Here is a 24,161-nt window from a genome sequence, read left to right as displayed (position 1 = left end):
GTGATAAGTCTCGCACATACTCCTTGTGCTGGGGCATGCCTGAATGCCACTTGATACACGAAACCTGTGGGAGCGGGCTTGCTCGCGAAGGCGGTGTGTCAGCCAGCAGAAATGTCGACTGTCACGACGCTTTCGCGAGCAAGCCCGCTCCCACAGGATCTCGGTCAGGCCAGCCGAAAACGTTCATTCAGTGTTGTTCAAAATTGTTCATTGTCAACCCGTGATCTGTTCAGTTGTTCAGTCGGATTTGTTCAATTTCGTTCATCAACGAATGTGCTTTTCTGAAGAACAAGAGAAAAAATTAATAGAATCATTGACTTGTGATTCCTGGCACGGCTTTCGCTTTTAGACTCGGGTCGCTTGACTCCAAATAATAAAAAGGCCGAGCCATGTCATTAACGCTTGAGCACATCTGTCGCACCGTCGAGGGCCAGACCTGGATCGACGATGCCAACCTGAGTTTCGAACCCGGATCCTTCAACGTTCTGCTGGGCCGCACGTTGTCCGGCAAGACCAGCCTCATGCGCCTGATGGCCGGCCTGGACAAGCCCGACAGCGGGCGCATCCTGATGAACGGCGTCGACGTCACCCAGCGCCCGGTGCGGCTGCGTAATGTGTCGATGGTTTATCAGCAGTTCATCAACTACCCGACCATGACGGTGTTCGAAAATATCGCCTCGCCGCTGCGCCAGGCTGGTGTGTCCAACGAGGTGATCCAGAGCAAGGTGCTGGAAACCGCGAAGATGCTGCGCATTGAGAAGTTTCTGCAGCGTCACCCGCTGGAATTGTCGGGCGGCCAACAGCAGCGCACCGCCATGGCCCGCGCGCTGGTCAAGGACGCCGAACTGATCCTGTTCGACGAGCCCCTGGTGAACCTGGACTACAAACTGCGTGAAGAACTTCGCCAGGAAATGCGCGAACTGTTCCAGGCCCGCCACACCATCGCCGTCTACGCCACCACCGAACCCAACGAAGCCCTGGCTTTGGGCGGTACCACGACGATCCTGCATGAGGGCCGGGTGATCCAGAGCGGCAACTCGGCCTCGGTGTATCACCAGCCGCAAACCGTACTGGCCGCCGAGCTGTTCTCCGAGCCACCGATCAATCTCATGCCGGGCCGTATCGCCGGCAATGAAGTGAGCTTCGCCAATTTCGTGCACTTCCCGCTGAACGTCGATCTGCGTCCGGTGGGCGAGGGCGAGTTCCGCTTCGGCGTGCGGCCCAGCCATATTTCCCTGGTGCCGAGCAACGACGACGACCTGGAACTGGCGGTGACCGTCGAGGTGGCCGAGATCAGCGGTTCGGAGACATTCCTGCACGTGCGCAACGAGCATTTCCTGCTGGTGCTGCATTTGTCCGGCGTCCATGAATACGACGTGGATGAGCTGATCCGCATCTACATTCCGACCCACAAACTGTTTGTCTTCGATGCCCAGGGCAAGCTGGTCCAAGCCCCGGGCCAGCGTATTGCGAGGGTTGCCTGATGGCTGAAATTCGTTTGCAGAACCTCGCCCACAGTTACACCAGCACCCCGGCGGGCCCTGAGGATTACGCGATCCGCGAGATGAACCACATCTGGGAGCAGGGCGGTGCCTATGCGTTGCTCGGGCCATCGGGCTGCGGCAAGTCCACTTTGCTCAATATCATTTCCGGACTGTTGAGCCCCTCCGAAGGCCAGGTGATGTTCGACAGTAAAGTCGTCAACGACCTGACCCCGGAGCGTCGCAACATTGCCCAGGTGTTCCAGTTCCCGGTGGTGTACGACACCATGACGGTGTTCGACAACCTGGCCTTCCCGCTGCGTAACCAGGGCATGGCCGAGGCGAAAATCCACACCAAGGTGCAGGAAATCGCCGAGGTCCTGGACCTGCAGAACCTGCTGGACAAAAAGGCCCGCAACCTCACCGCCGACGAAAAACAGAAAGTCTCCATGGGGCGCGGGCTGGTGCGCGACGATGTGTCGGCGATCCTGTTCGACGAACCGCTGACGGTGATCGACCCGCACCTGAAATGGAAGCTGCGGCGCAAGCTCAAGCAGATCCACGAGCAGTTCAACATCACCATGGTCTACGTCACTCACGACCAGTTGGAAGCGTCCACCTTCGCCGACAAGATCGCGGTGATGTATGGCGGTCAGATCGTGCAGTTCGGCACGCCCAGGGAGTTGTTCGAACGTCCGAGCCACACCTTTGTCGGCTATTTCATCGGCAGCCCAGGGATGAACCTGATCGAGGTCACGGCGCAATCCGGCGGTGTCGGTTTCGCTTCTACCCACTTGCCGCTGTCCGAAACGTTGCAACGCGGTATTGCCCAGGCCAAAGGCAAAAGCCTGAAGGTCGGTATTCGTCCTGAGTTCGTCCATGTCTGGGACGGGCCTTACGACGATGCGATGCGGGCCGACGTCGTCCACGTCGAAGACCTGGGCACCTACAAGATCCTCACCCTCAACCTCGATGGCGCGCCGATCAAGGTGCGCCTGGCCGAAGACAAACCGGTGCCCGAAGACACCGCGTACATCAGTTTTCCGGGCCAATGGCTGATGGTGTATGCCGATGAATACCTGCTGGAACCGTTGAGCGAGGTGCAGCCATGAACAAGGTGCAGAACAACAAGGCCTGGTGGCTGGTGTTGCCGGTGTTCCTGCTGGTGGCGTTCAGTGCGGTGATCCCGATGATGACCGTGGTCAACTATTCGGTGCAGGACATCTTCGACCAGTCCAGCCGCTATTTCGTCGGTGCCGAGTGGTACAAACAGGTGCTGCTCGATCCGCGATTGCACGACTCGCTGCTGCGCCAGTTCATCTATTCGGGGTGCGTGCTGCTGATCGAGATTCCGTTGGGGATCGCCATCGCCCTGACCATGCCGACCAAGGGCAAATGGTCGTCCTTAGTGTTGATCATCCTGGCGATTCCGCTGCTGATCCCATGGAACGTGGTGGGCACCATCTGGCAGATTTTCGGTCGCGCCGACATTGGCCTGATGGGCTCCACGCTCAACGCCATGGGCATCAACTACAACTACGCGGCCAACACCATGGACGCCTGGGTCACGGTATTGGTGATGGACGTCTGGCATTGGACGTCCCTGGTGGCGCTGCTGTGCTATTCCGGATTGCGGGCGATTCCAGATGTGTACTACCAGGCCGCGCGAATCGACCGGGCCTCCAGCTGGGCGGTGTTCCGGCATATTCAGTTGCCGAAGATGAAGAGCGTGCTGCTGATCGCGGTGATGCTGCGCTTCATGGACAGCTTCATGATCTACACCGAGCCGTTCGTGCTCACCGGCGGCGGGCCGGGTAACGCCACCACGTTCCTGAGCCAGACCCTGACTCAGATGGCCATCGGTCAATTTGACCTGGGCCCGGCGGCAGCGTTTTCCCTGGTGTACTTCCTGATCATTCTGTTGGTGTCGTGGCTGTTCTATACCGCCATGACTCACTCCGACGCCAACCGTTGAGGCCCGCGCCATGAGCAAGAGAAAGCTGATTCCGTTGCTGATCTACATCCTGTTCCTGCTGGTGCCCATCTACTGGCTGCTGAACATGTCGTTCAAGAGCAACACCGAGATCCTCGGTACCCTGACGCTGTGGCCCCAGGATTTCACCTTCCAGAACTACAAGGTGATCTTCACGGACCCGAGCTGGTACACCGGTTACCTGAACTCGCTGTACTACGTCAGCCTGAACACGGTGATTTCCCTGGCTGTGGCGTTGCCGGCGGCCTATGCGTTTTCGCGCTACCGGTTTCTGGGGGACAAGCATCTGTTCTTCTGGCTGCTGACCAACCGCATGGCGCCACCGGCGGTGTTCCTGTTGCCGTTCTTCCAGCTGTACTCGTCCATCGGGCTGTTTGACACCCATATCGCCGTGGCTTTGGCCCATTGCCTGTTCAACGTGCCGCTGGCGGTGTGGATCCTCGAAGGCTTCATGTCCGGGGTGCCGAAAGAAATTGACGAGACTGCCTACATTGACGGCTACAGTTTCCCCAAGTTCTTCGCGAAGATATTCATCCCGTTGATTGGCTCCGGCATCGGTGTCACGGCGTTTTTCTGCTTCATGTTTTCCTGGGTCGAACTGCTGCTGGCGCGCACCCTCACCTCGGTGAATGCCAAGCCGATCGCGGCGGTCATGACCCGTACGGTCTCGGCATCGGGTATCGATTGGGGCGTGCTGGCGGCGGCGGGGGTGTTGACTATCCTGCCAGGCATGCTGGTGATCTGGTTCGTACGCAACCATGTGGCCAAGGGCTTTGCCCTGGGCCGGGTCTGAGGAGACGATGATGGAATGGATGAACTGGACCGGCCCGACGGCGGCCTTCTTTGGTGTCATCGCCTTGCTGCTGGCAGGCATGACTACGTGGGAACTGCGTTCGCCGAGTATCCCTCGGCGCGGTTTCCTGCCGATTGCCACCACCCGTGGCGATCGGTTGTTTATCGGTCTTCTCGGTAGCGCCTACCTGCATCTGCTGGTAATCGGCGCCACCGACTGGAGCATCTGGATAGCGTTCGCGTTGTCTTTGGTGTGGCTGTTGGCAGTGATGCGGTGGGGCTAGTCGAAGGTTCGACGATCAGGCTCTTAAACCCAAACAGGAGGTCTCTATGTTCGATAAAAACAATAAGCTGCGACATAGCGTTTCATTGGCAGCCGTGCTGGCACTCAGCGGGCTGAGCGCTGCGGCCTGGGCCGATGCCTATGAAGACGCGGCAAAAAAATGGATTGGCAGTGAATTCAAGCCGTCTACCCTGACAGCCGAACAGCAGCTCGAAGAGCTCAAGTGGTTCATCAAGGCGTCCGAGCCGTTTCGCGGTATGAAAATCAACGTGGTGTCGGAAACCATCGCCACCCACGAATATGAATCCAAGGTGCTGGCCAAGGCCTTCAGGGACATCACCGGGATCGAGCTGACCCACGACCTGTTGCAGGAAGGCGACGTGGTGGAGAAGCTGCAGACCCAGATGCAGTCGGACAAGAACATCTACGACGGTTGGGTCAACGACTCGGACCTGATCGGTACGCATTTTCGCTACGGCAAGACCGAATCGATCACCGATATGATGGCCAACGAAGGCAAGGCCTACACCTCGCCGACCCTGGACCTCAAGGACTTCATCGGCACTTCGTTCACCACCGCGCCGGACGGCAAGCTCTATCAACTGCCGGACCAGCAGTTCGCCAACCTGTACTGGTTCCGCGCCGACTGGTTCGAACGGGCGGACCTGAAGGCCAAGTTCAAGGAAAAATACGGCTACGAGCTGGGTGTGCCAGTGAACTGGTCGGCCTATGAAGACATCGCCAAATTCTTCTCCGAAGACGTCAAGGAAATCGACGGCAAGCGCGTCTACGGTCACATGGACTACGGCAAGAAGGATCCGTCCCTGGGCTGGCGCTTTACCGATGCCTGGTTCTCTATGGCCGGTGGCGGCGACAAGGGCCTGCCCAACGGTTTGCCGGTGGACGAGTGGGGCATTCGCGTCGAGAACTGCCATCCGGTCGGCTCCAGCGTGACGCGTGGTGGCGATACCAATGGCCCGGCGGCCGTCTACGCGACCACCAAATACGTGGACTGGATGAAGAAGTACGCGCCACCGGAGGCGGCGGGCATGACCTTCTCCGAATCCGGTCCGGTGCCGTCGCAAGGCAACATCGCCCAGCAGATTTTCTGGTACACCGCTTTTACTGCCGACATGACCAAACCGGGCCTGCCGGTGATGAACGCCGATGGCACGCCGAAATGGCGCATGGCGCCGTCGCCGCGCGGACCGTATTGGGAAGAGGGCATGAAGCTGGGCTATCAGGACGTGGGCTCCTGGACGTTCCTCAAATCTACGCCTGAGAAGCAGCGGCTTGCGGCCTGGCTTTACGCACAATTCGTGACGTCAAAGACGGTGTCGCTGAAGAAAACCATCGTCGGTCTGACGCCGATTCGTGAATCGGACATCAATTCCCAAGCCATGACCGACCTGGCGCCGAAACTCGGTGGCCTGGTGGAGTTCTACCGCAGCCCGGCTCGCGTGCAATGGTCCCCGACCGGGACCAACGTGCCGGACTATCCTCGCCTTGCGCAGCTGTGGTGGAGCCACATCGCCGAAGCCGCCAGCGGCGAGAAGACTCCGCAAGAGGCACTCGACGGTCTGGCCAAGGATCAGGACGCAATCATGGCCCGCCTGGAACGCTCCAAGGCCCAGGCCACCTGCGCCCCGAAAATGAACCCCGAGCGCGATGCGCAATACTGGTTCGACCAGCCGGGCGCCCCGAAGCCGAAACTGGCCAACGAGAAGCCTAAGGGTGAAACAGTGAGCTATGCCGAGCTGCTGAAATCGTGGGAGGCAGCGCGTAAATAAAGCTGGACCTGCAATGAATGAACGGCACCGCAAGGTGCCGTTTTTTTTGCTTGGCTCCAAAAAATCTGAAATGAACACAGCCACCACGGTGGATTTTTGATGGATGGGGGCTCCGCCAACGACGCGCAAAACTGTGGGAGCAAGGCTTGCCCGCGATGGCGGTGGCACATCCAGCATTAATGCAAACAGACCCACCGCCATCGCGAGCAGGCTCGCTCCCACAGGGGGATTAGCGGCGAATGTGAATCAGCCCGCCTTGCCCGGGCTGGCATGAGGGTGTCCGGCCACGGGCGATGGTCCGGCTTTCATCAGGGCATCCAATGCCTGTCGGTAGGTGCTGCCCGCCAGGTTCATGCTGTTGTTGTGCGTCGCACCTGGCACCAGTAACAGGCGCTTGGGCTCCTGGGCGGCGTTGAACAATTGCTCGCTGAAGCGTGGCGGGACGTAGCGATCAGCGGCACCGTGCACCACCAGCAACGGCATGTTGATCTCGCGGATCTTGTCGATGGAGTCGAACTTCTGCGACAGCAACCAGCGTACCGGTAGAGAGGTGTTCGCCATGGCTGTTGCGACATCGCCCAAAGAGGTGAAAGTAGATTCGATGACCAGGCCTCGGGCGGGCACGAGGCTGCCGTCTTTCGCTGCCTTCTGGCCAAGTTCCGCGGCGAGGTCCACCGCGACGGCGCCGCCCAGTGAATGGCCGTAGATCAGCCGCAGGGCCGGGTCCGGTTGCAGCACTTCAAGACGCTGCCAGGCAATGCGCGCATCTTCATAGACGCTGGCTTCCGACGGCAGATCGCCCTGGCTTTTGCCGAAGCCACGGTAATCGATGGCCAGCACCGAAAAGCCCAGGGCCCTTAACTGCCGAATACGAAACAACTGACCGGTCAGGTTCCAGCGCACGCCGTGCAGGTACAGAATCGCTGGCGCGTTCTTGCGTTCGGCCGGCCACCACCAGCTGTGGATACTTTCCCCGGCCTTGAAGCTTTTGGGCTTGAGATCGAACTCCTGCACGCCGCCCGGCAAGCCGCTGAACCAGGTCGCCGTTCCCGGCTCGATCCGAAACACCAGCTCACGCTCCTTGTGCTGCAACACGCCGCAGCCCACCGGCAGCCCCACCACCATAGCGGACATGCACAGCAAAGCCAGCCAGCGTCGCCCAAGGCGGGAGAGAAGAGACGAAGACATCGATGCGATTCGCTACTCAAGACATGAAGATGCTTTTTATCAGATTCGTCTGAAGGGTGGGTCACTACTCGTCTTTTTTTGGGGCTGCTACGCAGCCCAACGGGGATAAATCCCCTCGCCACAGTGAACCGTCGCGTATCTTAATCACTGCACGTCCCCATATTGGGTCAGCAGCAAAACCTTCACCGCTGCGCCGTACGCCACCCTGGGCACGCCCGCCAGGCGTTTATGCAGCACTTGGGTCAGTGAGTCCCCTGGCATCAGGCTCGCGTCGCCAAAATCCTCATCCAGGTGCAGTGGATGCACGATCACCTCAAGCGAACCGAGGCCCGGCGGCGCAGCATGGTGCAGGTCGGCCGGTGTGCAGACGTAGTCGGCAGTCGCGCCGCACAGGGCGCGCAGGCGCCGGTTGAGCAACGTTTTGAACAGGCGCTTGGGCAGGTTCAGGTTTGCCCCCAGGTTACGCGCCAACCGAATCGGCACACCCCGCCGTGCGGCGAAGCGGGCCACCAGCTCTCCAATGGGCCAGATGTTATGCACATGTTGATGAGAATCCAGATGGCTGGGGCGCAGGCCGTGGTCCAGGCAGCGTTGCCACTGCGCCCGGAGCTCCTGCTCCACAGCTGCGAGGTCTTTTGAGCCAAGGCGCAGGCAGTAGCGCGAGATATTCAGGTCGAACTCGCCGTTCGCGTCGCAAAACGCCGGTCGTGAAGCGATGCTCTGGCTCAGTGGGCGGCCGTAGCTGAGGTTGAAATGCAGGCCGACTCGGCCGTCGAGCAGCGGTTGTCGGGCCATTTCACAGGCTTGCTCGAAAGCCGGCATGTTGGCCATGGCCGTGGCCGAACTGATCACGCCGGCCTCGAAGGCCCGCAGGATGAGCGCGTTTTCGTTGAGGTCGAGTCCGAAGTCGTCAGCGTTGATGATCACTTGGCGTGGCATTCACATTCTCCTTGTGTTTGGGGGACGACGGCGAAGCTGTTGTTGCGGTTTGCCCGGCGGGGCGCTTGTGCAGTAGCGGCTTAAGGCTTTTCCATAACCGTAAGGCGAGCCCCAGTACCAGGCCACCGGGCTGCCATGAATAAAAACTCCAACGCCAATGCTCCAGTTGTCCGGTCATGCGTTCATGCAGTTGATGGCTCGAGTTTTCCAGGCTGACCCGCGACGCATCGATCCAGCGCCAGTTGTCATCCAGCCCCCAGCGAATCCACTCCTCGAGCAGAACCCGACCGCTGCCCAGGTCGGCATGTTGCGGCAGGAATGCCAGGTTGTAGTCATACAGCCGCCCCTGCTCCAGCAGGCCAAGGCGGTAACTGATGCAGCGACCGTCCAGTTCCAGCACCACCACCCGCACCATGCCTTCGGCGGCGAGGGCGGTGAACGCATGGTTCATCCACTGCCGACGCCCGGGGTCGGCGAAGATGCCGACACCTTCTTCTCCTTTCCAACTGGCGCCCTCGACTTCGGCAAGGTCTTGCAGCAGCAGGCCCATGCTGATGGCGTCCGGCGTTATCCGGCGGATCCGGGCCCCACATGCGGCGATCCGCTTGCGCGCCCGGCGCAACTTGTAGCGGGGGTCGCCGGAAATCTCCTGGCGGTCGCTGTCACTGATCAAATGCACCGGCACCCGGCAACTGAGCCGCCGTTCCCCGGTGGAACTCAGGGCCATCCAGGCACTGAGGACGCTTTCTTCACCGACCGGCTCGGTCACTTCATTCAATTGCAGCAGCGCGTGGGGCAGGTGTTGGCGGATCTGCATCAGCGCCTCAGCCATATCCTCGGCATCCAGCCGGATCAGCGGTGCGATGCGGTCAGCCAATGGATAGCCCAAGTGACGCAGCACCCGAAAGCGCAGCCCGCAGATGCGTTCGCGCCCCGATATCAGCGGTAAACAAAGGCACAGTGTCTGGTCCTGCCAGCCAAGCAGTATGTTGAGTTGCTGATCGGGCAGCAGCGCAAACTCCGCAGCTTGCAGCCAGGCCAGGGTGTTGAATGGCGTAGGGTCGGCCACCTGGGTTCGCAGCTGTTCATAAGCCGTTGCAGGGAACTGCGCCGCGCTCAAGGAGCGGCACCATTGGAACCGGATCGCCATCGGCATCAGGCCGCCGCAGTGGTGGCGGTCGGCTGTGCCGGTTTGCGAAACGTGTCCAGCAGCGAGCCGCTATAGAACGTGTCGCGGAAAAAGCGCCAGCGGCCAAACAGACAATACACGTGGGTGATTTGACCGCGCTCCTGATAGTCCATGCGCAGGTGCAGCTTGACGGCTGGAGTGTTTTGCAAGTCGCAGACGTCGACGACCTTGTCGCTGCCTTTGTCGGCCATGGTCTTCCAGAGGTCCAGTTGCACGTCCACCGACAACTGGCTGCCCCAATAGGCACGGATCATTTCACCGCCAAACTCGAAGAACTCGCCCGCCTTGACCGGGAACCAGCAACCGTAGAAATGGCGGTCGAAATAGTCGCGTTGACTGCCCCAGATGAAAGCGACGGTGTCGCCCTTGCTGTCCAGATACATCAGGCCGGTGTGGCCTTCGGCTGCCAGCTCACGCATGGTCTCGACGCGGTCGCCGAAGTGGGTGGCGAAGGCGTCGGCGTTGCTCGTTGTGATGAGCTCCCGGCGCAACGCAGGATAAGCCTTTAGCTTGCAAGGCGGCACAGGACTGACCAGATCCCGCTCCATCCATATCAGTTGAGAGTGGAAAAACACGTAGCGTCTGCACAGTTTTTTGAGCACGGCGCGCAGGCCTTTCTTCTGGATGCGATCACGCAATTTTTGCAGAGCGTTCATAGTGCCTCCTGACGGGTGGCGTGTTGGGAGAAAAGGGGGGGGGGCTCCAGTCCATGGCAAAACAGGGTGTCCCCGGGCAGGAGAAACCGGATCTGACGGGTTTGCACAAGCACCGGGCCGACCCCATCGCGAGCAGGCTCGCTCCCACATTGGATGTGTAGCGGCCGCAGAGTGCGCGCCCGGCGCCAAGCCACTGTGGGAGCAGGCTAGCCCTGAGGTTCGAACTGTAGCGGCCACCAACTGGCTGGCCGCCAAGCCCTGTGGGAGCGAGCCTGCTCGCGATGACGGTCTGTCTGGCGACGGCGTTCATGCGGATTTCCCCATCAGCATTTGCCGCATGGGCAGCAGGTCACTGGGCAGGATGATCAGCGTCTGCCACAGCGTCACGCCGCTGAGGCGGCAGTACGTCGCCAGTAGCGCGACGGTGACGGCCATATAGGCGATCGAAGAAGCCGCGGCGGCCCCGACGATGCCGAAGCGCGGAATCAGGATCAGGTTCAAGGTCAGGTTCAATAACGCCCCCACACCCATCAGCAGCGAAACCGTACCGGGTCGATTCTTGCCCAGCAGATCCAGGCGCAGGATGCTCGCGTAACACAGCCCGAAGAGTCCCGGCAGCAGCGCCAGCAAGGCGGGATAAGCCGGTTGGTAAGCGGCGCCGAACAGCGTGACGATCAACCATTCACCAATCAGCGCCATGCCCAGGCAGGCGCCGAGCATGACCGTGGCGGTCAGGCGCAGGGCCAGGGGTGTCAGGCGTTTCATGTCGGTGTCTTGTTGCAGCAGGCGCTTCATCAACGGTGTGGTGACCGCCTCCGGCACGATCAACAGCAGTTCGGCGGCGGCGCTGGCCATGGCGTAATGGCCCAGCGCAGCGCTGCCCAGCAGGGCACCGATGAACAGGTAGTCCGAGCGCAGCACCACTTGCTGGAACAGCAAGTCGGGGTGGCTACGGGCACCGTAGCGCAACAGCTCTTTCTGGTGGGTGCGATCCCATTGCAGGGTGAACGTGTGGTCCCGCCGCAGCCAGACCCAACCAGCCAGCACCACCAGACTCAGACCCGCCAGCCAACTGATCAGCGCGGCTTCCAGGGCGGTGTCCTTCCACATCCAGAACAACGCCAGGAACAGCAACAGCGGCGCCAGGGATTCCATCAGCCGCAGGACATTGAAGGCGCCCACGCCGCCGGACGCATTGTGCAGTGTCAGCAGGCCGCTCTTGAGCACGGTCAACGGCACGGCCAACAGCAGCAGCCACGCCAACAGTCCCAACTGCGTGGTGATGTCCAGTTCGCCGCCAAATTCGCGCACCAGCGCCACCACCAGCACCGTCAACAACCCGGCCAACAGGCAGCCGAAGACCAGCACCTGACTGAGCAGCACCCCCATCGAACGTTGTTGAGCCGCTTGATAACCCACGGCCGAATTCAGGCCACCACTGGTGGCGGCGCTGATCAGGTCCGGCAGGGTGCTCAGCAGTGCGAACAGCCCGCGTTCGCTGGGCCCCAGAATCCGCGCCAGCAACACATTGCGCAGCAGGCGCAGGCCAATCATCGCCAGGCGCGTGCCCATGCTCAGCGCCAGATGCTTGAGGTAATGACCGCGGCTCATGAGCGGGTCCCTCGGCGAATGCGCCAGGCCAGCAATTCGGGGTGCTGGGCATTGCGTTGGCTGACACCGAAGCGCGGCACGTTCAACGGGTCGCCGTCGGTGCGATACAAGCCGGTCTCGGTGCCCAGGGCAAATGGAAAACCGTGGGCTGCCACTTGTTGGCGTACGCGTTCATCGTGATCGCCGTTGGGGTAGCAATACACCGGCAGCGGTTGGGCGCAACCGTTCTCCAGGGCCGCCCGGCTGCGGCTCAGTTCCTCGTGCAGGCGCTGATCATCCAGCCCGGTGAGAATCGCATGGCTGGCGCCATGAGGGCCGAAGCGGATGAGCCCGGAATCTTCCAGCATCCGCACCTGGAACCAATCCAGTGCCTGGGGTTGGGCGCCCGTGGGACAGGCGTCGGTGAGGTCGTTCAAGACCTGTGGATCAAGGCTCTTGAGGCTCTGCAGATAGTGCATCAGCGACAGGCTGCGGCGCTGGTCATCCAGGTCATCGAGCATCACCGGCAACGGCCGGCCGGCGTGCTGCAAATGCTCGATCAACGAATGTCGCGCCACTTGTCCATGGCTGCCCCACAGGGTTTCGCCGATACTTTCCCACCAGAAGTGCTGGCGGCTGCCGATGAAATCGGTGGACAGGAAAATACTCGCCGGCACTTGGTATTGGCGCAACAAAGGAAAGGCATTCATCGCGTTGTCGCGCCAACCATCATCGAAGGTCAGGGCCACTCGCGGGCGATTCGGCACGCTTTCAGGATCGGCCAGCAGCAGGCTCATCAAGGGCACGCATTCGAAATAGCGTTGCAGCCAGATGAGCAGGTGCTCGAACGCTTCCGGCCCCACGCACAATTCGTTGCGATGGGGCAGTTCGGCGGCGCGGTCATTGTTAAGGACCCGGTGCAGCATCAGAATCACGCCGGCGCCACGCAACGGCCCGCGGCCCAGGGAGGTATTCAGGTACAGCCAGCCGCCGGTGCGCTTGAAGACTTGCTTGATTGACATGGGCCGTCTCCTTAGCGGTTCTGCTCGGGGTTCCATTGGCTGTAGCGATGGCCGCGCAGAAACTGCCACAGCCCGATGCTCATGCCCGCCAGCGTCACCAACACGAACGCGGCCAGGCGAAATGGCCGGGGCAAACGATGGCCTATGTCCAGCAAACCGATCAACGCAATGGCGTAGCCGAGCAGTTGCGCCACCAGGCTCAGGCGATAGAACAGATGGTCATTCCACAGCCAGGCGTTGCTCAGCAGCAGCGGCAATAGCAACACCGGCGCCAGGCGGCGGATCAGTTTGTGGCTGATCAGGCCGATGGCGTAGAGCCCGTGACGCAAGGGGTTGAGCAACTGCCGGCGCTGGGCCAGGCTTTGCAGACCGCCGACGGTGACCCGCTGGCGCCGGCGAAACTGTTTGTCGGCTTCGTCCACGCCCTGGTCGGTGACCCGGGCCAGTGGTGCATACACGATGGATTTCCCCGCCGCCGGCGCACAGGTGCTGAGGAAGAAGTCGTCGTTGACTTGCGCCGGTATCGGCTCAAACAGCTCGCGCCGCAGGGCCAGCAAGGCGCCGTCGGCCGAGACCATGCAGCCCGTGCGGTTCTCCACCTGACGCAGCCAGCCTTCGTAATGCCGATACAGGCTGTCGCCCAGGCTCAGGCCCTTGCCCGGCACCGGGATTTCCATGTGCCCGGCACAGGCACCGACTTCCGGATCGCCCAATGGCGACATGAGATGGCCGAGCGTGTCGCTGGCCCATTGGTTGTCGGCGTCGGTAAACACCAGGATCTCCCCAGTGCTGTGGGCCACGCCGGTATTCAGGGCAGCGGCCTTGCCCTGGCGCGGCAGGTCAAGCACGGTGATGCGCGGGTCGATGACCTGGCGAGCGCAGGCCACGGTATCGTCGGTGGAGCCGTCGCTGGCGAGGATGATTTGCAGCGAGCGCGCCTGATAGTCCTGGGCCAGCAAGGCGCGCAGTTTTTCTTCGATGTGCCGTGCCTCGTTGTGGGCGGCAATGACAATGCTGATGTCCATCGGCAACGCCGGCCCGTAGCGCCGGACCGGAAACAGCGGCGCCAGCAGGCTCAGCATCAGCGGATAACCGAGATAGGCGTGCACCGGCAGCAACAGGCATGACCAGTAAAGGAATTCAGCCACGGGCAGGTCTCCTGACGTTCCAATGACAAAGGTTGAGAAGCAGCGCGGCGCCAGTCAGGTGCAAGCGCACCCCGTGCAACGCCCACAGTTGCAGCGTCAGGCGCAGGTCGCGCCCGCTTTGACGCAGACTGAGGAACAAAGCGGGCAGGGAGGTCATCAGCAGCAGCATCAGCGCAATACGCGGCTGGCCCTGGAACAGGGCGACCAACGCCAGAAAATCCAGGCCCCAGGCCCCGATGGACAGCGCCGGAAAGCGCAGCAGGCGCAGACTCGGACCATGGCTGCGCAGCAATTGCACATGGCTGCCCTGGCGCCACAGTTCCTTGCTCATCCACTCCCGCCAACTGCCTTCGTAGCCCCAGTGCAGGGCCACGCTTTCGTTGACCAGCAGCAACTGCGCACCGGCGTCGCGCAGGCGCAGGGAAAAATCCTTGTCTTCGCCGGTGCGCAGGGTTTCGTCGAAGCCCGCGACCTGCTCAAACCACTGGCGACGCAGCAACAGGTTGGCGCTGGGCAGCCATTGCACCCGATGTAAGGGACGCGAACCCGGACGCTGGCTACGGCGTTGCCAGGCTTGGGCGAACCACGGCGCCTGACGGGGGGTGTCCAGGTCCAGGCCCAGCACATCGCCCTGGCCGTCGAGTTCCAGCAACAGCTTGAGCCAGTTGGCCGGCATCTCGATGTCGGCGTCGATGAACGCCAGCCATTCCCCGTGAGCGACGGCTGCACCGCGGTTGCGCAGGGCGCCGATGTGTACGCCGGGCACGATCAGCACGCGCGCCCCCAGTTCGTTGGCGATGCGCGGGCCATGATCGTCGGAGCCGTTGTCCACTACGATCAACTCGCAGTCCAATTGCGCCTGGCGGGCGGCTTCCTGCGCCGCCAGCAACGTTCGAGCAATGTGTCGGGCCTCGTTGAACATCGGGATCACAATGCTGATGCGGCTCATGGACGCGCCTCCTGCGGTGCTGGCTGTTCGGCGTCGTAGCGCAACACGCTGGTGAGGGCGAGCATGATCCACAGCAACTTATGGTTGGGGGCGCTGAGGAACATCAAAAACAGCGTCAGCGACAGGAAACTCATGCCCAGGTGCGTCACCAGGTCTGCCTGCGCCCAGTCCCGACGCTGCAACCAGAGCTGGCGGGCGCGCAGCAGGTTGTACAGGCCCAGGCCGAGCATGCCGACGAACATCAGCCCGCCGGGGATGCCGATCTCGCTGAAGATTTCCAGGTAGGTGTTATGGGCCCGGCGATACAGATCTCCCAGTTTGCGATTGGCCGAGAACGCCTTGGCGTAGCCGGTGGGGGCGTAGTGCAGCGGGAACGTGCCCGGGCCGCTGCCCAGCACCGGGTTCTCGCGGATCATTTGGCTGCCGACCACGATGTACGAGGCACGACGGCCCAGGGATTCGTCTTTGTGGGCATTGGCGCCGGCGCTGAGGATGCTCAGCGACTGGATGCGCGCCACGTAGCCGGCCGGCATCACCGCAATCACCAAGGGAATCATGATCGCCAGCCCGAGCATGGCGAAGCCCAGGTGCCGTGGGCGGATGCGCGGTAATTGTGCACGGTAGTGATAGAGACCAATCACCAGGCTGAGCAACAGCACCACCAGCCCCGAGCGCGATTCGGTCTTGGTCATGCCGCCCAGCAGCAGGATGAAACAGCCGCCCCAGAACAACCGGTGCAGCAGGTTCGGGCTGCGCAACACCAGCAACAATGCCAGCGGCACGGTAAGGGCGATCAACAGGGCAAAGGCGTTCGGGTCTTCCAGCAGGCCGGACGCACGGCCCTGGTCCTGGTATTTGACCGAAAACATTGCCAGTACGCAGGTAGTGGTCACGCTCAGGGTCATCAGCCGGCAGAACAGGTCCAGGTTCAGCTCGCGACCGATCAGCAGGGTAATCACGAACAGAATCAGCCCCACCATCAGTTCGCGCAAATGGGTCATGGACAGGCCCAGGTTCTGCGACAGCAACAGGCTCAGGCCATAAAGGATCATGAAGGCGATCAGCGGGCGCCAGATATTGCTGCGCAAACGTGACGAAGGAATCTGGCGCAGAGAGAGTTGCAACATCAGGATCAGAATCAGCGCCACGCCAAAGAATTTGCTGCCCGAGAAGGCGTTTTCCTTGAACAGGCCCTCGAACGGCACCAGCGCGGCAATGCCCAGTAAACCCCAGCCGGGTTTGCGGTACAGCACGGCGACACCCACCAGGCCGAGCACCGCCCCCGGCGCCAGGAAGGGATAGGGGCTGGCCAGCAACATCAGGCAAACCAGGCCCAACAGACTGACAATCGAGAGCGGGACAATCATGGACGAGCCTCCCGTGCCGTGCGGATATAGAGCTGCGACCAGCGCTCGGCCAGGGCCCGCAGGTCGTAACGGTCCCGTTGAGTGCAGCGCGCGTTGTCGGCCAGGATCCGCGCCAGGGGCGGTTCGCTGAACAGCGTTTCGATCTGCCGGGCCAGTTCGGCGCTGTCGGCCGGTGTTGCGAGCAGGCCGTTGTGACGGTCCTGCAGCACATCGGGAATGCCCCCCACACCGAACGCCACCACCGGCACGCCGGCCTGCATCGCCTCGAGCAGAATCATCGGCGTGCCTTCAGTGCGCGAACTGATCACCAGCGCGTCGAGCTGACTCCACCAAGGGTTCATGTCGGTCTGATAACCGGGTAGCTCGATGCGCGTTGGCAGCCCTGCATCAGCAATTCGCTTGAGCAAGACCTGGCGTTCCGGGCCGTCGCCGAGCATCACGGCGTGCAGCGATGCATGTCGCTGGCACAGGGGGATCATGGCGTCGAGGAACAGGTCCGGACCTTTCTCGCTGCTTAGGCGGCCGACGTAGCCGACCCGCCAGCGCAGCCTGTCGTCGCGGTGGGGCAACGGCACCGTGACCGCCGGCAGGCCGTTGGGGATCACGTCGAGCTTTTCCGCGCGCACGCTGGCCCGACGGTGCAGCGCGGCAATGCTTTCGGCCACGCAAACCACCCGATTGACCGACGCGGTGCGGCACAGTTGCAGGCTCAGCCAGGTGTAGAAACGCTGCTTGGCGCTGCGCGGGGTGAAGCCGTGCTGAGTGATGACCAACGGCAAGCGCAGCAACGTAGCCGCGGCCCAACCGAACAGCAGGCCCTTGAAGTTGTGGGTATTGATCAGCGGTTGCTCGTCCCGTCGCTGGCGCAGGTGCTGCAACAGTTCGGTCCAATTGGCGCAGTGGCGGCAGTCGACCCCGGCCTGGCGAAAGCGCGTGATCAAAGTCGGCGGCGCCGCCAGGAACAGCACCTGGTGCTGCCCCGGCGTGGCCAGGCAATGATCGAGCAACATCCGCTCGGCCCCGTAGAAGCCGCCGCTGTCGAGCAAATGAATGATCGGCAGGGCGCTGCTGCGGCAGGTCGGGCCGAACGGCGCGTTCAATTTCGCACCCAATGGACCAGGCTGGGCAGGCTCCAGTTGCGGTGCGGGTTGACCTGTTCGGGGGTCTGCTCGTTGATCACCAGCAACACCGGTACATCCAGTTGCTGGGTAATCTGGGCAGGGTGCTTGAAGCGATGATCGAAGAACTCACGCACATAGACCAGGGCAATCGCCAGGAGCAAGCCGCTGAACAGACCGAACGCAATAATCAGCGTCGGCTTGGGGAACGCCGCGGCGGTTGGTTCGAACGGCGGGCTCAGGACGCGGGCATTGGACAGGTCGTTGTTCAGCGAGCGGACGGTGCTGCTTTCGGCGAACCGTTGAGCGTAGGTGGAGAACGCCGCATGCAGGGCATTGATCTCGGTGTCCATCTGCCGCAGCTTGCTCTGGGTTTGCTGCAACTGATGGATGCGCTCTTTGAAGTCGGCGATGCGCGCGGTTTTCTGGTCGATCACCGAGCTGACGACTGCCAGGTCGTTGGTGCGTTCCTGGATACGGTTGCTCACCACTTTGAGAAACTGCTGGCGGGTGCGCGCGATCTGCTCCCGGGTCAACAACATCGGCTCGCTGCCGGGCTGGAAGATCGCCAGGTCATTCATGTAGCGGCTGACCTGGGTGGTCAGTTGCTCGCCCAGTTGTTTGATTTCCCGGTCTTCGAAGGCGATGTTGTCCATGGTGGTGGTGAAGGTGAAGGGGAAGGTGTAGTCGTTGAACCGTGAGTTGTTCGCCGCTGCCAGGCTGGTCTTGAGGTAATCAAGCCAGCGTTGGCTTTGCAGCAGACGATCGCGGTACAGGTTCAGGGCCTGTTCTTCGGTATTGATGGCGTTCAGACGGAAGGTGATTTCCTCCTTGGGATCGGAGGAGCTGACGTCTTCAAGCAACGCCAGGCGCGTGCCTTCCAGTCCGTCGAGGCGAGTCTGGTACTGGGTTTTCTTCTGCTCATAGAAGGCTTGCGGCAGCTCGATCGATTGCAGGTTCTGGCGAGCGGAGAGGTAATTCTCCAGCAGTTGCGCCACAAACCGGGTGCCCTGGGCCGGGTCGCCGAAACTGTAGATGATGGAAATGACGTTGGAGCCGGGCAGGGTTTCGATTTTCAGGTTGGCGATGGCTTCGTCGGTCAGCATGTCGAGCGTGGTATCACGCACCGGATCGACCTCCAGTCCCAGGCCGTCGCGCAACGGGTTGACGATGTACTCGCGCAGCGGCGTGGTGACATAGCGCTTGAGCGGTTCGCTCACCCATTTGTTGAGGATACCCGGGCTTGGGCTGTACTCACCCTGGTCGCGCAGGGTGCCGATGGTTTGCCGGATCAATGCCGGTGAACGCAGGATATTACTCTCGGTTTCCATGTCCGCCAGGGACGGTGGAATGAAGGTGGCATCTTCCTGGTTCAGCGACGTGGTGGCGTCGCCCTGGGAGAGTTTTTTCGACTGGACGATGACCTGGGCGGTGATGTCGAAGCTCTGTTTGAGCATCAACGGCAGCGCCAGGGCAATCACGGCGAAGATCAGGAAGACGCGCTTCACCCACTGCTTGTTGGCGAAGAAAATCCTGAAGAACTCATGCAGATAGTTTTCCTTGGGGTTCATGATCAATTACCTGCTGCCGAAGAAGTGGCGCTGCCGTTGTTGTCGGATCTGCCGTCGTCGCCTTTGCTGTCAAGGCGGTAGCCGAAGCTGACACCCATGCCCTGGAACAACACCACATCGGCCAGTTGCCGAGCCATTTCACCGGCTTTGGCCAGGCCGGTCTTGGGCACGAAAAGCATGTCTTCCGGTTGCAGGTAGGCGATCTGCGAGGCGTCACCGCTCAGGGCTTTTTCCACGTCATAGTGGCGGGCTTCAACCTGGTTGCCGTTGCGGCGCATGATCACCACCGAGTCGAGCCGGGCCTTGACGTTCGAGCCTCGGGCCATGGTCAGCGCCTCAAGGACCGAGACCGGCCGGCGGATCGGATAGGAACCGGGCTGGGCGACTTCCCCGAGGACATAGATCTCGTTGCCAGCGGTGGATTTGAGCAGCACATCGACGGACATGCGCCCCGGCAATTGGGCGTAGCGCTCGTTGAGGAAGGTTTCCAGCTGGTTGACGGTCATGCCTTGCAGCGGCACGGCACCGATTTCCGGGAAGCTTGCGTAACCATCCCGGCCCACGGTGATCTCCCGGCTCATGCCGGTGCCCGGGTGGGTCAGGGTGTTGCGCAGTTTTGTCTCGTTGCTCAGGGGGCTGGTGACCTGCACCGTCAATTGATTGCGGTTGGGCTGGAACAACATTTTCCGGTCATAGGCACGCTGTACTGCCAGGCGTGCTTCGTCCGTGGTCAGCCCAGCGATTTTCACCGAGGTGTTGGCCCCCGGCAGTTCGATACTGCCGTCGGGCATCACCTGTTGTGCGCCGTTGAGCTGGCTGGCGGCGGTGAAGTTCAAAGCCACCTGGTCACCCGGCTGGACCCGGTAGGCATCCGACCCGCTGGTGCTGATGTGAAAGATCACATCCAGCACATCCTGCGGGCGCAGGGTCTGTTCGACCCGGGGCATGTCGGTGGCCTGGGCGTTGGCCGGTGCGGCCGTGAGGATCTGCACCGGCATTGAGCGGGTTTCGGTGTGGCTGCTGCAACCGGCAAGCGGCAACAGCAGCAGGACAAGCAATCTGGCGTTCATCTCGTCATCCTTTTGCAGGCTTACAGGTTGTTGTAGAGCCACTTGGGCATGTAGTACTTGCGGCGGTTGAACACGCTGCCCACCACCTTGGCACCGGCCTGGGTCAGACGCTGGCGAGCGGCCTGGGCCACCTCCCAGCGGGTGTCTTCACCGCGTACCACCAGCACCACGCCGTCCACCTGGGTACTCATGACCAGGGTGTCGAAGGCCGAGTACACCGCGTCGGCGTCGATCACCACAAAGCGGTACTGCCCGGCCAGTTGCTTGAACAACGGGCGAAGCTGCTCGGCGTTCAGGCGCTCGGCATTGCGCCCCAGACGGCCGTTGGGCAGCACGTCGAAGGGCAGGCTGGAGGTTTGCACCACGCAGTCCTGCAACAGGGGCGGGGAGAGGCTGTTGAACAGCAGGTCGCTGAAGCCACGCTCCTTGTGCAGCGACAATTGCTGACTGAGGTTGCGCGGCGACTGGCTGGCGTCCACCAGCAGCACGCGACCGCTGCTCATCTGTGCCAGTTGAGCGGCCAGGGCCATGGCGCTGGTACTGGTTCCGGTGCCGGTATTGGCGGCCGTCAGAAGCAGGATCCGCAAGGAAGGATCAAGCACGGTCGAGGTCAGGTTGGTCTCGCTCGGGCTTGCGATGGTCAGGATATTGGTTGAACCGTCCATTTAACTCGCTCCGTGGCCGCTGAAAACTTTGAAAGGGGTGATCATCAGGATCTTCAGGTCCAGCAACAGGCTTTGTTCGGCGATGTAGCTGAGGTCCAGTTCCACGCGCTGGTCGAAGTCGATGTTGCTGCGCCCGGAGATCTGCCACAGGCCGGTCAGGCCGGGGTAGATGCTCAGGCGGACAAGATGGTTGTCCTTGTAGCGGTAGGCGTTGAACGAGGTCGGCCGCGGGCCGACCAGGCGCATGTCGCCGGTCACCACATTGATCAGGTTGGGTAGCTCGTCGAGGCTGCTGCGTCGCAGGAACCGGCCGACGGGGGTGATGCGCGGGTCGTTGTCGATCTTGAAGTCGATGGCATCGGCGCCGTGCTTGTTGAGGTGACGCAGTGACTCCTTGAGCGCCTCGGCATCAGCAACCATGGTGCGGAACTTGTACATGCCAAAGACCCGGCCGCGGTATCCGGTGCGTTTCTGCACGAACAGCACTGGACCGGGGCTTGAGAACTTGATCAGCAGCGCCAGACCCAGCAACAGCGGGCTGAGCAGTAGCAGAATCGACAACGCGCCGAGACAGGCCACCACTCGATTGGTGCGCGAGACAGTCCAGGGTCGACCGCCGTCGCGACCGGTCAGCCAGCCGCGGCCCTGACGATGGATGGCCGCGTCCAGGCGTCGGCGGTGCTCGGGATCGACGCGCTTGTCGCCCCCGCAGGCGGTGATAGGGATGCTTTGCTCATGTCGGGTCATAGACTCCTCCGCTGAAGGTTGGTCGCAAGCGTTGGGCTGCAAGCGATGTCGGCGATAGGCAGGGCGTAGTAATCGAGGAACCAGTCGATGAAACGGCCCAGGCCGTCGTCCAATTCAATGCGCGGCTGGAAACCGGTGGCCCGTGCCAGGTCGCTGGCATCGGCGCAGGTGTTCAGCACGTCTCCGGGCTGCAGGGGCAGCAGTTCGATCCGGGCGGTTTGTCTCAGGTGTTTTTCCAGCAACGCCACATAGGTACGCAGCGCTACCGGGTGCTGCCCACCGATGTTGTAGATCCGCCAGGGCGCCGCGCTGCTGGCAGGGTCCGGTTGATCGCGATCCCACTGCGGTGTGGCATGGGGCGGGCGTTCGATCAGCCGGGCGATGCTTTCGATGATGTCGTCGATATAGGTGAAATCGCGCTGGTGCTCGCCATGATTGAACAGCTGCAACACGCGGCCTTCGGCGATGGCGCGGGCGAACTGGATCGGTGACATGTCCGGCCGGCCCCAGGGACCGTACACGGTGAAAAAACGCAGGCCGGTGCATGGGATGCCGAACAGATGGCTGTAACTGTGGGCCATCAGTTCGTTGGCCTTTTTACTGGCCGCGTAGAGCGACAGCGGATGGTCCACGCCGTCCTGTACTGAGTAAGGTGTGCGCTGGTTGGCGCCATACACGGAGCTTGAGGAGGCGTAGATCAGGTGCTTGACCGGATGGCGGCGGCAGCTTTCCAGGATGTTCAGGAACCCGGTGAGGTTGCTGTCGACATAGGCCCGCGGATTCTCCAGGGAATAACGCACGCCGGCTTGGGCGGCGAGATGAATCACCACGTCCGGGCGGTGCGACTGGAACAACTCATCGATGGCCGAGGCGTCGGTCAGGTCCACCCGTGCCAGTGGAAAATCCCCCACCTGGTCTTTGACCCATGTCACGCGGTCATGCTTGAGTTGCGGGTCGTAGTAGTCGTTGAAGTTGTCCAGCCCCCACACCTGATGACCGTCGCGCAGCAGCCGCAGCACGCAATGGGCGCCGATGAAACCGGCCGCGCCGGTCACCAGAATGTTCACGCCCGTGGCCCCTGGGTCAGGGGGCTGGGCACGGTGTGACGCAGCCCGATGCCGCGATACAAGAGACCGGCGGCGGCCAGGTGTTCCGGGTTGTAGAGGTTGCGGCCATCGATGATGACCCGGGCGCGCAACTTGCTGGCCAGCAGGTCGAAATCCACTACACGGAAATTCTTCCATTCGGTGCAGATCACCAGGGCGTCTGCATCTTCCAGGGTGTCGTCGCGGGTGGCGCACAGGTTCAGGTCTTTGCGGTAGCCGTAGAGGCGTCGGCATTCGGACATGGCCTCCGGGTCGTAGGCATGGACCCGAGCGCCTTCGCGCCACAGCGCTTCCATCAGGTAGCGGCTGGGGGCTTCGCGCATGTCATCGGTGTTGGGTTTGAAGGCCAGGCCCCAAATCGCAATCGACTTGCCGGCCAGGCCTGTGGGGAACTGTTGTGTCAGTTTCTCGAAGAGAATGTGCCGCTGGCTGTCGTTGACATCGGTGACGCTGCGCAGCAGGCGCAGCGGCATACCGCTCTGTTCGGCGGTGTGCAGCAGGGCGCGCAGGTCCTTGGGAAAGCATGAACCGCCGAAGCCGCATCCGGGGTAAATGAAGTGATAACCGATGCGTGGGTCCGAGCCGATGCCCTTGCGCACCGCTTCGATATCGGCGCCCAGCCTTTCGGTGAGATTGGCCAGTTCGTTCATGAAGCTGATGCGGGTAGCGAGCATGGCGTTGGCCGCGTACTTGGTCAGTTCGGCGCTGCGGTTGTCCATGAACATCAGTTTTTCGCGGTTACGGCAAAAGGGCGCGTACAGCTCGCTCATCTGGTCGCGAGCCAGCGGGTCGGCGGTGCCGATAATGATCCGGTCCGGGCGCATGCAATCGGCCAGGGCGCTGCCTTCCTTGAGAAACTCGGGGTTGGACACCACCCGCACATTCAGCTGTTTCAGACCCCGGCGAGCCAACGCCTGACGGGCACATTCGGCGACCTTGTCGGCGGTGCCGACCGGCACCGTGGACTTGATGATCAAGGTACGGTCGCTGTCCATGAAGTCAGCGATCTGGCGGGTGACCGCCAGTACATGGCTCAGGTCTGCCGAGCCGTCTTCATCGGCCGGCGTGCCGACCGCGATGAAAATCAGTTCGCCGTGATTGACCGCATCGCTGGCCTGATCACTGAACAGCAGTCGACCACACTTGATGTTCTCTTCGAGCAATTCGGACAGCCCAGGCTCGCTGATCGGCGGCACCGCTTGTTGCAGCTGACGGATCTTGTTGGGGTCAATGTCGATGCACAAAACACGGTGGCCGACGTCAGCCAACGCAGCCGCTTGAATCAACCCCACATACCCCGTTCCAAATACGCTCACGTCCATTCTTGGCGCGCCTCGCAGACCGTGTGATGTAACTCGGATGAAACTGTTTAGAGGGGTATAGCGCAGCTTCAGAAATTCGTGTCAGCAAAATGACAGTTGTCACTGTTGGCAAACTCGACAGGACTTGGCCTTTTGATATCAAGTCATTGACTGGTTTGGAAAAGTGCCGTTTTTA

22 protein-coding genes are annotated in these 24,161 nt (G+C 61.6%); 6 read left to right on the top strand and 16 right to left on the bottom strand.

The genetic code is table 11. The annotated features are described in order from the left end of the window. Window positions 1-389: 389 nt before the first annotated feature. From MA884_RS23500 to MA884_RS23475, 6 genes are read left to right on the top strand one after another with little or no spacing between them, the layout of a single operon-like run. Complete coding sequence (locus tag MA884_RS23500) at window positions 390-1,484, top strand: ABC transporter ATP-binding protein (RefSeq protein WP_256232754.1); 1,095 nt, start codon at window positions 390-392, stop codon at window positions 1,482-1,484. After that, complete coding sequence (locus MA884_RS23495) at window positions 1,484-2,593, top strand: ABC transporter ATP-binding protein (protein ID WP_256232753.1); 1,110 nt, start codon at window positions 1,484-1,486, stop codon at window positions 2,591-2,593. The genes MA884_RS23500 and MA884_RS23495 overlap by 1 nt, the downstream gene beginning before the upstream one ends. Continuing rightward, entirely contained in the window at window positions 2,590-3,456 is an 867-nt protein-coding gene (locus MA884_RS23490; protein WP_256232752.1) for a carbohydrate ABC transporter permease, read from the top strand. The genes MA884_RS23495 and MA884_RS23490 overlap by 4 nt, the downstream gene beginning before the upstream one ends. Before the next feature lie 10 nt (window positions 3,457-3,466). Further along, window positions 3,467-4,267 carry a carbohydrate ABC transporter permease gene (locus tag MA884_RS23485; protein WP_047228551.1) on the top strand — a complete coding sequence of 267 codons (801 nt, stop codon included), beginning with the start codon at window positions 3,467-3,469 and terminating at the stop codon, window positions 4,265-4,267. 10 nt (window positions 4,268-4,277) lie between these two features. Further along, the gene (locus MA884_RS23480) at window positions 4,278-4,550 is read left to right on the top strand and encodes a DUF2160 domain-containing protein (protein WP_047228550.1); all 273 of its coding nucleotides are present in this window, start codon (window positions 4,278-4,280) and stop codon (window positions 4,548-4,550) included. A 46-nt stretch (window positions 4,551-4,596) separates the two neighbouring features. After that, window positions 4,597-6,339, top strand: coding sequence for an ABC transporter substrate-binding protein (locus tag MA884_RS23475; protein WP_256232751.1), 1,743 nt, complete (start codon window positions 4,597-4,599; stop codon window positions 6,337-6,339). A gap of 246 nt (window positions 6,340-6,585) precedes the next feature. Here the strand turns inward: MA884_RS23475 and MA884_RS23470 are convergent, their stop codons facing one another. The 16 genes from MA884_RS23470 to MA884_RS23395 all read right to left on the bottom strand — a co-directional run bounded on the left by MA884_RS23470 (window position 6,586) and on the right by MA884_RS23395 (window position 23,986). Further along, a complete protein-coding gene (locus tag MA884_RS23470; RefSeq protein ID WP_256232750.1) occupies window positions 6,586-7,527 on the bottom strand; it encodes an alpha/beta hydrolase in 942 nt (313 codons plus the stop codon). A 144-nt stretch (window positions 7,528-7,671) separates the two neighbouring features. Further along, a complete protein-coding gene (locus MA884_RS23465; RefSeq protein ID WP_256232749.1) occupies window positions 7,672-8,466 on the bottom strand; it encodes a carbohydrate deacetylase in 795 nt (264 codons plus the stop codon). Next, the gene (locus MA884_RS23460) at window positions 8,438-9,616 is read right to left on the bottom strand and encodes a GNAT family N-acetyltransferase (RefSeq protein ID WP_256232773.1); all 1,179 of its coding nucleotides are present in this window, start codon (window positions 9,614-9,616) and stop codon (window positions 8,438-8,440) included. Before MA884_RS23460 ends, MA884_RS23465 begins: the two co-directional genes overlap by 29 nt. Before the next feature lie 5 nt (window positions 9,617-9,621). Continuing rightward, a complete protein-coding gene (locus tag MA884_RS23455; protein WP_256232748.1) occupies window positions 9,622-10,311 on the bottom strand; it encodes an N-acetyltransferase in 690 nt (229 codons plus the stop codon). Between the two features lie 306 nt (window positions 10,312-10,617). Continuing rightward, the gene (locus MA884_RS23450; protein ID WP_256232747.1) at window positions 10,618-11,922 is read right to left on the bottom strand and encodes a lipopolysaccharide biosynthesis protein; all 1,305 of its coding nucleotides are present in this window, start codon (window positions 11,920-11,922) and stop codon (window positions 10,618-10,620) included. After that, window positions 11,919-12,923, bottom strand: coding sequence for a polysaccharide deacetylase family protein (locus MA884_RS23445; RefSeq protein ID WP_256232746.1), 1,005 nt, complete (start codon window positions 12,921-12,923; stop codon window positions 11,919-11,921). The genes MA884_RS23450 and MA884_RS23445 overlap by 4 nt, the downstream gene beginning before the upstream one ends. An 11-nt stretch (window positions 12,924-12,934) precedes the next feature. Then, a complete protein-coding gene (locus MA884_RS23440; protein WP_256232745.1) occupies window positions 12,935-14,071 on the bottom strand; it encodes a glycosyltransferase family 2 protein in 1,137 nt (378 codons plus the stop codon). After that, window positions 14,064-15,020, bottom strand: a complete 957-nt coding sequence (locus tag MA884_RS23435; protein ID WP_256232744.1) for a glycosyltransferase — start codon at window positions 15,018-15,020, stop codon at window positions 14,064-14,066. Before MA884_RS23435 ends, MA884_RS23440 begins: the two co-directional genes overlap by 8 nt. Beyond that, a complete protein-coding gene (locus tag MA884_RS23430; protein ID WP_256232743.1) occupies window positions 15,017-16,387 on the bottom strand; it encodes an O-antigen ligase in 1,371 nt (456 codons plus the stop codon). Before MA884_RS23430 ends, MA884_RS23435 begins: the two co-directional genes overlap by 4 nt. After that, window positions 16,384-17,487, bottom strand: coding sequence for a glycosyltransferase family 4 protein (locus MA884_RS23425; RefSeq protein ID WP_256232742.1), 1,104 nt, complete (start codon window positions 17,485-17,487; stop codon window positions 16,384-16,386). Before MA884_RS23425 ends, MA884_RS23430 begins: the two co-directional genes overlap by 4 nt. After that, entirely contained in the window at window positions 17,484-19,076 is a 1,593-nt protein-coding gene (locus tag MA884_RS23420; RefSeq protein ID WP_256232741.1) for a Wzz/FepE/Etk N-terminal domain-containing protein, read from the bottom strand. The genes MA884_RS23425 and MA884_RS23420 overlap by 4 nt, the downstream gene beginning before the upstream one ends. Window positions 19,077-19,078: 2 nt before the next feature. Continuing rightward, window positions 19,079-20,146 (bottom strand): polysaccharide biosynthesis/export family protein, encoded by a 1,068-nt coding sequence (locus MA884_RS23415; protein WP_256232740.1) that lies wholly within the window; start codon window positions 20,144-20,146, stop codon window positions 19,079-19,081. Between the two features lie 20 nt (window positions 20,147-20,166). Beyond that, window positions 20,167-20,811 (bottom strand): CpsD/CapB family tyrosine-protein kinase, encoded by a 645-nt coding sequence (locus MA884_RS23410; protein ID WP_256232739.1) that lies wholly within the window; start codon window positions 20,809-20,811, stop codon window positions 20,167-20,169. Continuing rightward, on the bottom strand, window positions 20,812-21,558 hold the full coding sequence (locus tag MA884_RS23405) for a sugar transferase (protein WP_256232738.1): 747 nt from the start codon (window positions 21,556-21,558) through the stop codon (window positions 20,812-20,814). Further along, window positions 21,555-22,625 carry an NAD-dependent epimerase gene (locus MA884_RS23400; protein WP_256232737.1) on the bottom strand — a complete coding sequence of 357 codons (1,071 nt, stop codon included), beginning with the start codon at window positions 22,623-22,625 and terminating at the stop codon, window positions 21,555-21,557. The genes MA884_RS23405 and MA884_RS23400 overlap by 4 nt, the downstream gene beginning before the upstream one ends. Next, window positions 22,622-23,986, bottom strand: a complete 1,365-nt coding sequence (locus MA884_RS23395; protein ID WP_256232736.1) for a UDP-glucose/GDP-mannose dehydrogenase family protein — start codon at window positions 23,984-23,986, stop codon at window positions 22,622-22,624. Before MA884_RS23395 ends, MA884_RS23400 begins: the two co-directional genes overlap by 4 nt. Window positions 23,987-24,161 lie beyond the last annotated feature (175 nt).

Origin of the sequence: Pseudomonas sp. Q11 (assembly GCF_024494355.1) — a bacterium.
Taxonomy (GTDB): domain Bacteria; phylum Pseudomonadota; class Gammaproteobacteria; order Pseudomonadales; family Pseudomonadaceae; genus Aquipseudomonas; species Aquipseudomonas hefeiensis.
This window is presented reverse-complemented; position numbering and strand designations above follow the sequence as displayed.

Excerpts from the sequence above, each read along its gene's own strand:
- MA884_RS23500 (WP_256232754.1), top strand. The coding sequence starts at position 390 with ATGTCATTAACGCTTGAGCACATCTGTCGCACCGTCGAGGGCCAGACC.
- MA884_RS23495 (WP_256232753.1), top strand. The coding sequence starts at position 1,484 with ATGGCTGAAATTCGTTTGCAGAACCTCGCCCACAGTTACACCAGCACC.
- MA884_RS23490 (WP_256232752.1), top strand. The coding sequence starts at position 2,590 with ATGAACAAGGTGCAGAACAACAAGGCCTGGTGGCTGGTGTTGCCGGTG.
- MA884_RS23485 (WP_047228551.1), top strand. The coding sequence starts at position 3,467 with ATGAGCAAGAGAAAGCTGATTCCGTTGCTGATCTACATCCTGTTCCTG.
- MA884_RS23480 (WP_047228550.1), top strand. The coding sequence starts at position 4,278 with ATGGAATGGATGAACTGGACCGGCCCGACGGCGGCCTTCTTTGGTGTC.
- MA884_RS23475 (WP_256232751.1), top strand. The coding sequence starts at position 4,597 with ATGTTCGATAAAAACAATAAGCTGCGACATAGCGTTTCATTGGCAGCC.
- MA884_RS23470 (WP_256232750.1), bottom strand. The coding sequence starts at position 7,527 with ATGTCTTCGTCTCTTCTCTCCCGCCTTGGGCGACGCTGGCTGGCTTTG.
- MA884_RS23465 (WP_256232749.1), bottom strand. The coding sequence starts at position 8,466 with ATGCCACGCCAAGTGATCATCAACGCTGACGACTTCGGACTCGACCTC.
- MA884_RS23460 (WP_256232773.1), bottom strand. The coding sequence starts at position 9,616 with ATGGCGATCCGGTTCCAATGGTGCCGCTCCTTGAGCGCGGCGCAGTTC.
- MA884_RS23455 (WP_256232748.1), bottom strand. The coding sequence starts at position 10,311 with ATGAACGCTCTGCAAAAATTGCGTGATCGCATCCAGAAGAAAGGCCTG.
- MA884_RS23450 (WP_256232747.1), bottom strand. The coding sequence starts at position 11,922 with ATGAGCCGCGGTCATTACCTCAAGCATCTGGCGCTGAGCATGGGCACG.
- MA884_RS23445 (WP_256232746.1), bottom strand. The coding sequence starts at position 12,923 with ATGTCAATCAAGCAAGTCTTCAAGCGCACCGGCGGCTGGCTGTACCTG.
- MA884_RS23435 (WP_256232744.1), bottom strand. The coding sequence starts at position 15,020 with ATGAGCCGCATCAGCATTGTGATCCCGATGTTCAACGAGGCCCGACAC.
- MA884_RS23430 (WP_256232743.1), bottom strand. The coding sequence starts at position 16,387 with ATGATTGTCCCGCTCTCGATTGTCAGTCTGTTGGGCCTGGTTTGCCTG.
- MA884_RS23420 (WP_256232741.1), bottom strand. The coding sequence starts at position 19,076 with ATGAACCCCAAGGAAAACTATCTGCATGAGTTCTTCAGGATTTTCTTC.
- MA884_RS23415 (WP_256232740.1), bottom strand. The coding sequence starts at position 20,146 with ATGAACGCCAGATTGCTTGTCCTGCTGCTGTTGCCGCTTGCCGGTTGC.
- MA884_RS23410 (WP_256232739.1), bottom strand. The coding sequence starts at position 20,811 with ATGGACGGTTCAACCAATATCCTGACCATCGCAAGCCCGAGCGAGACC.
- MA884_RS23405 (WP_256232738.1), bottom strand. The coding sequence starts at position 21,558 with ATGACCCGACATGAGCAAAGCATCCCTATCACCGCCTGCGGGGGCGAC.
- MA884_RS23395 (WP_256232736.1), bottom strand. The coding sequence starts at position 23,986 with ATGGACGTGAGCGTATTTGGAACGGGGTATGTGGGGTTGATTCAAGCG.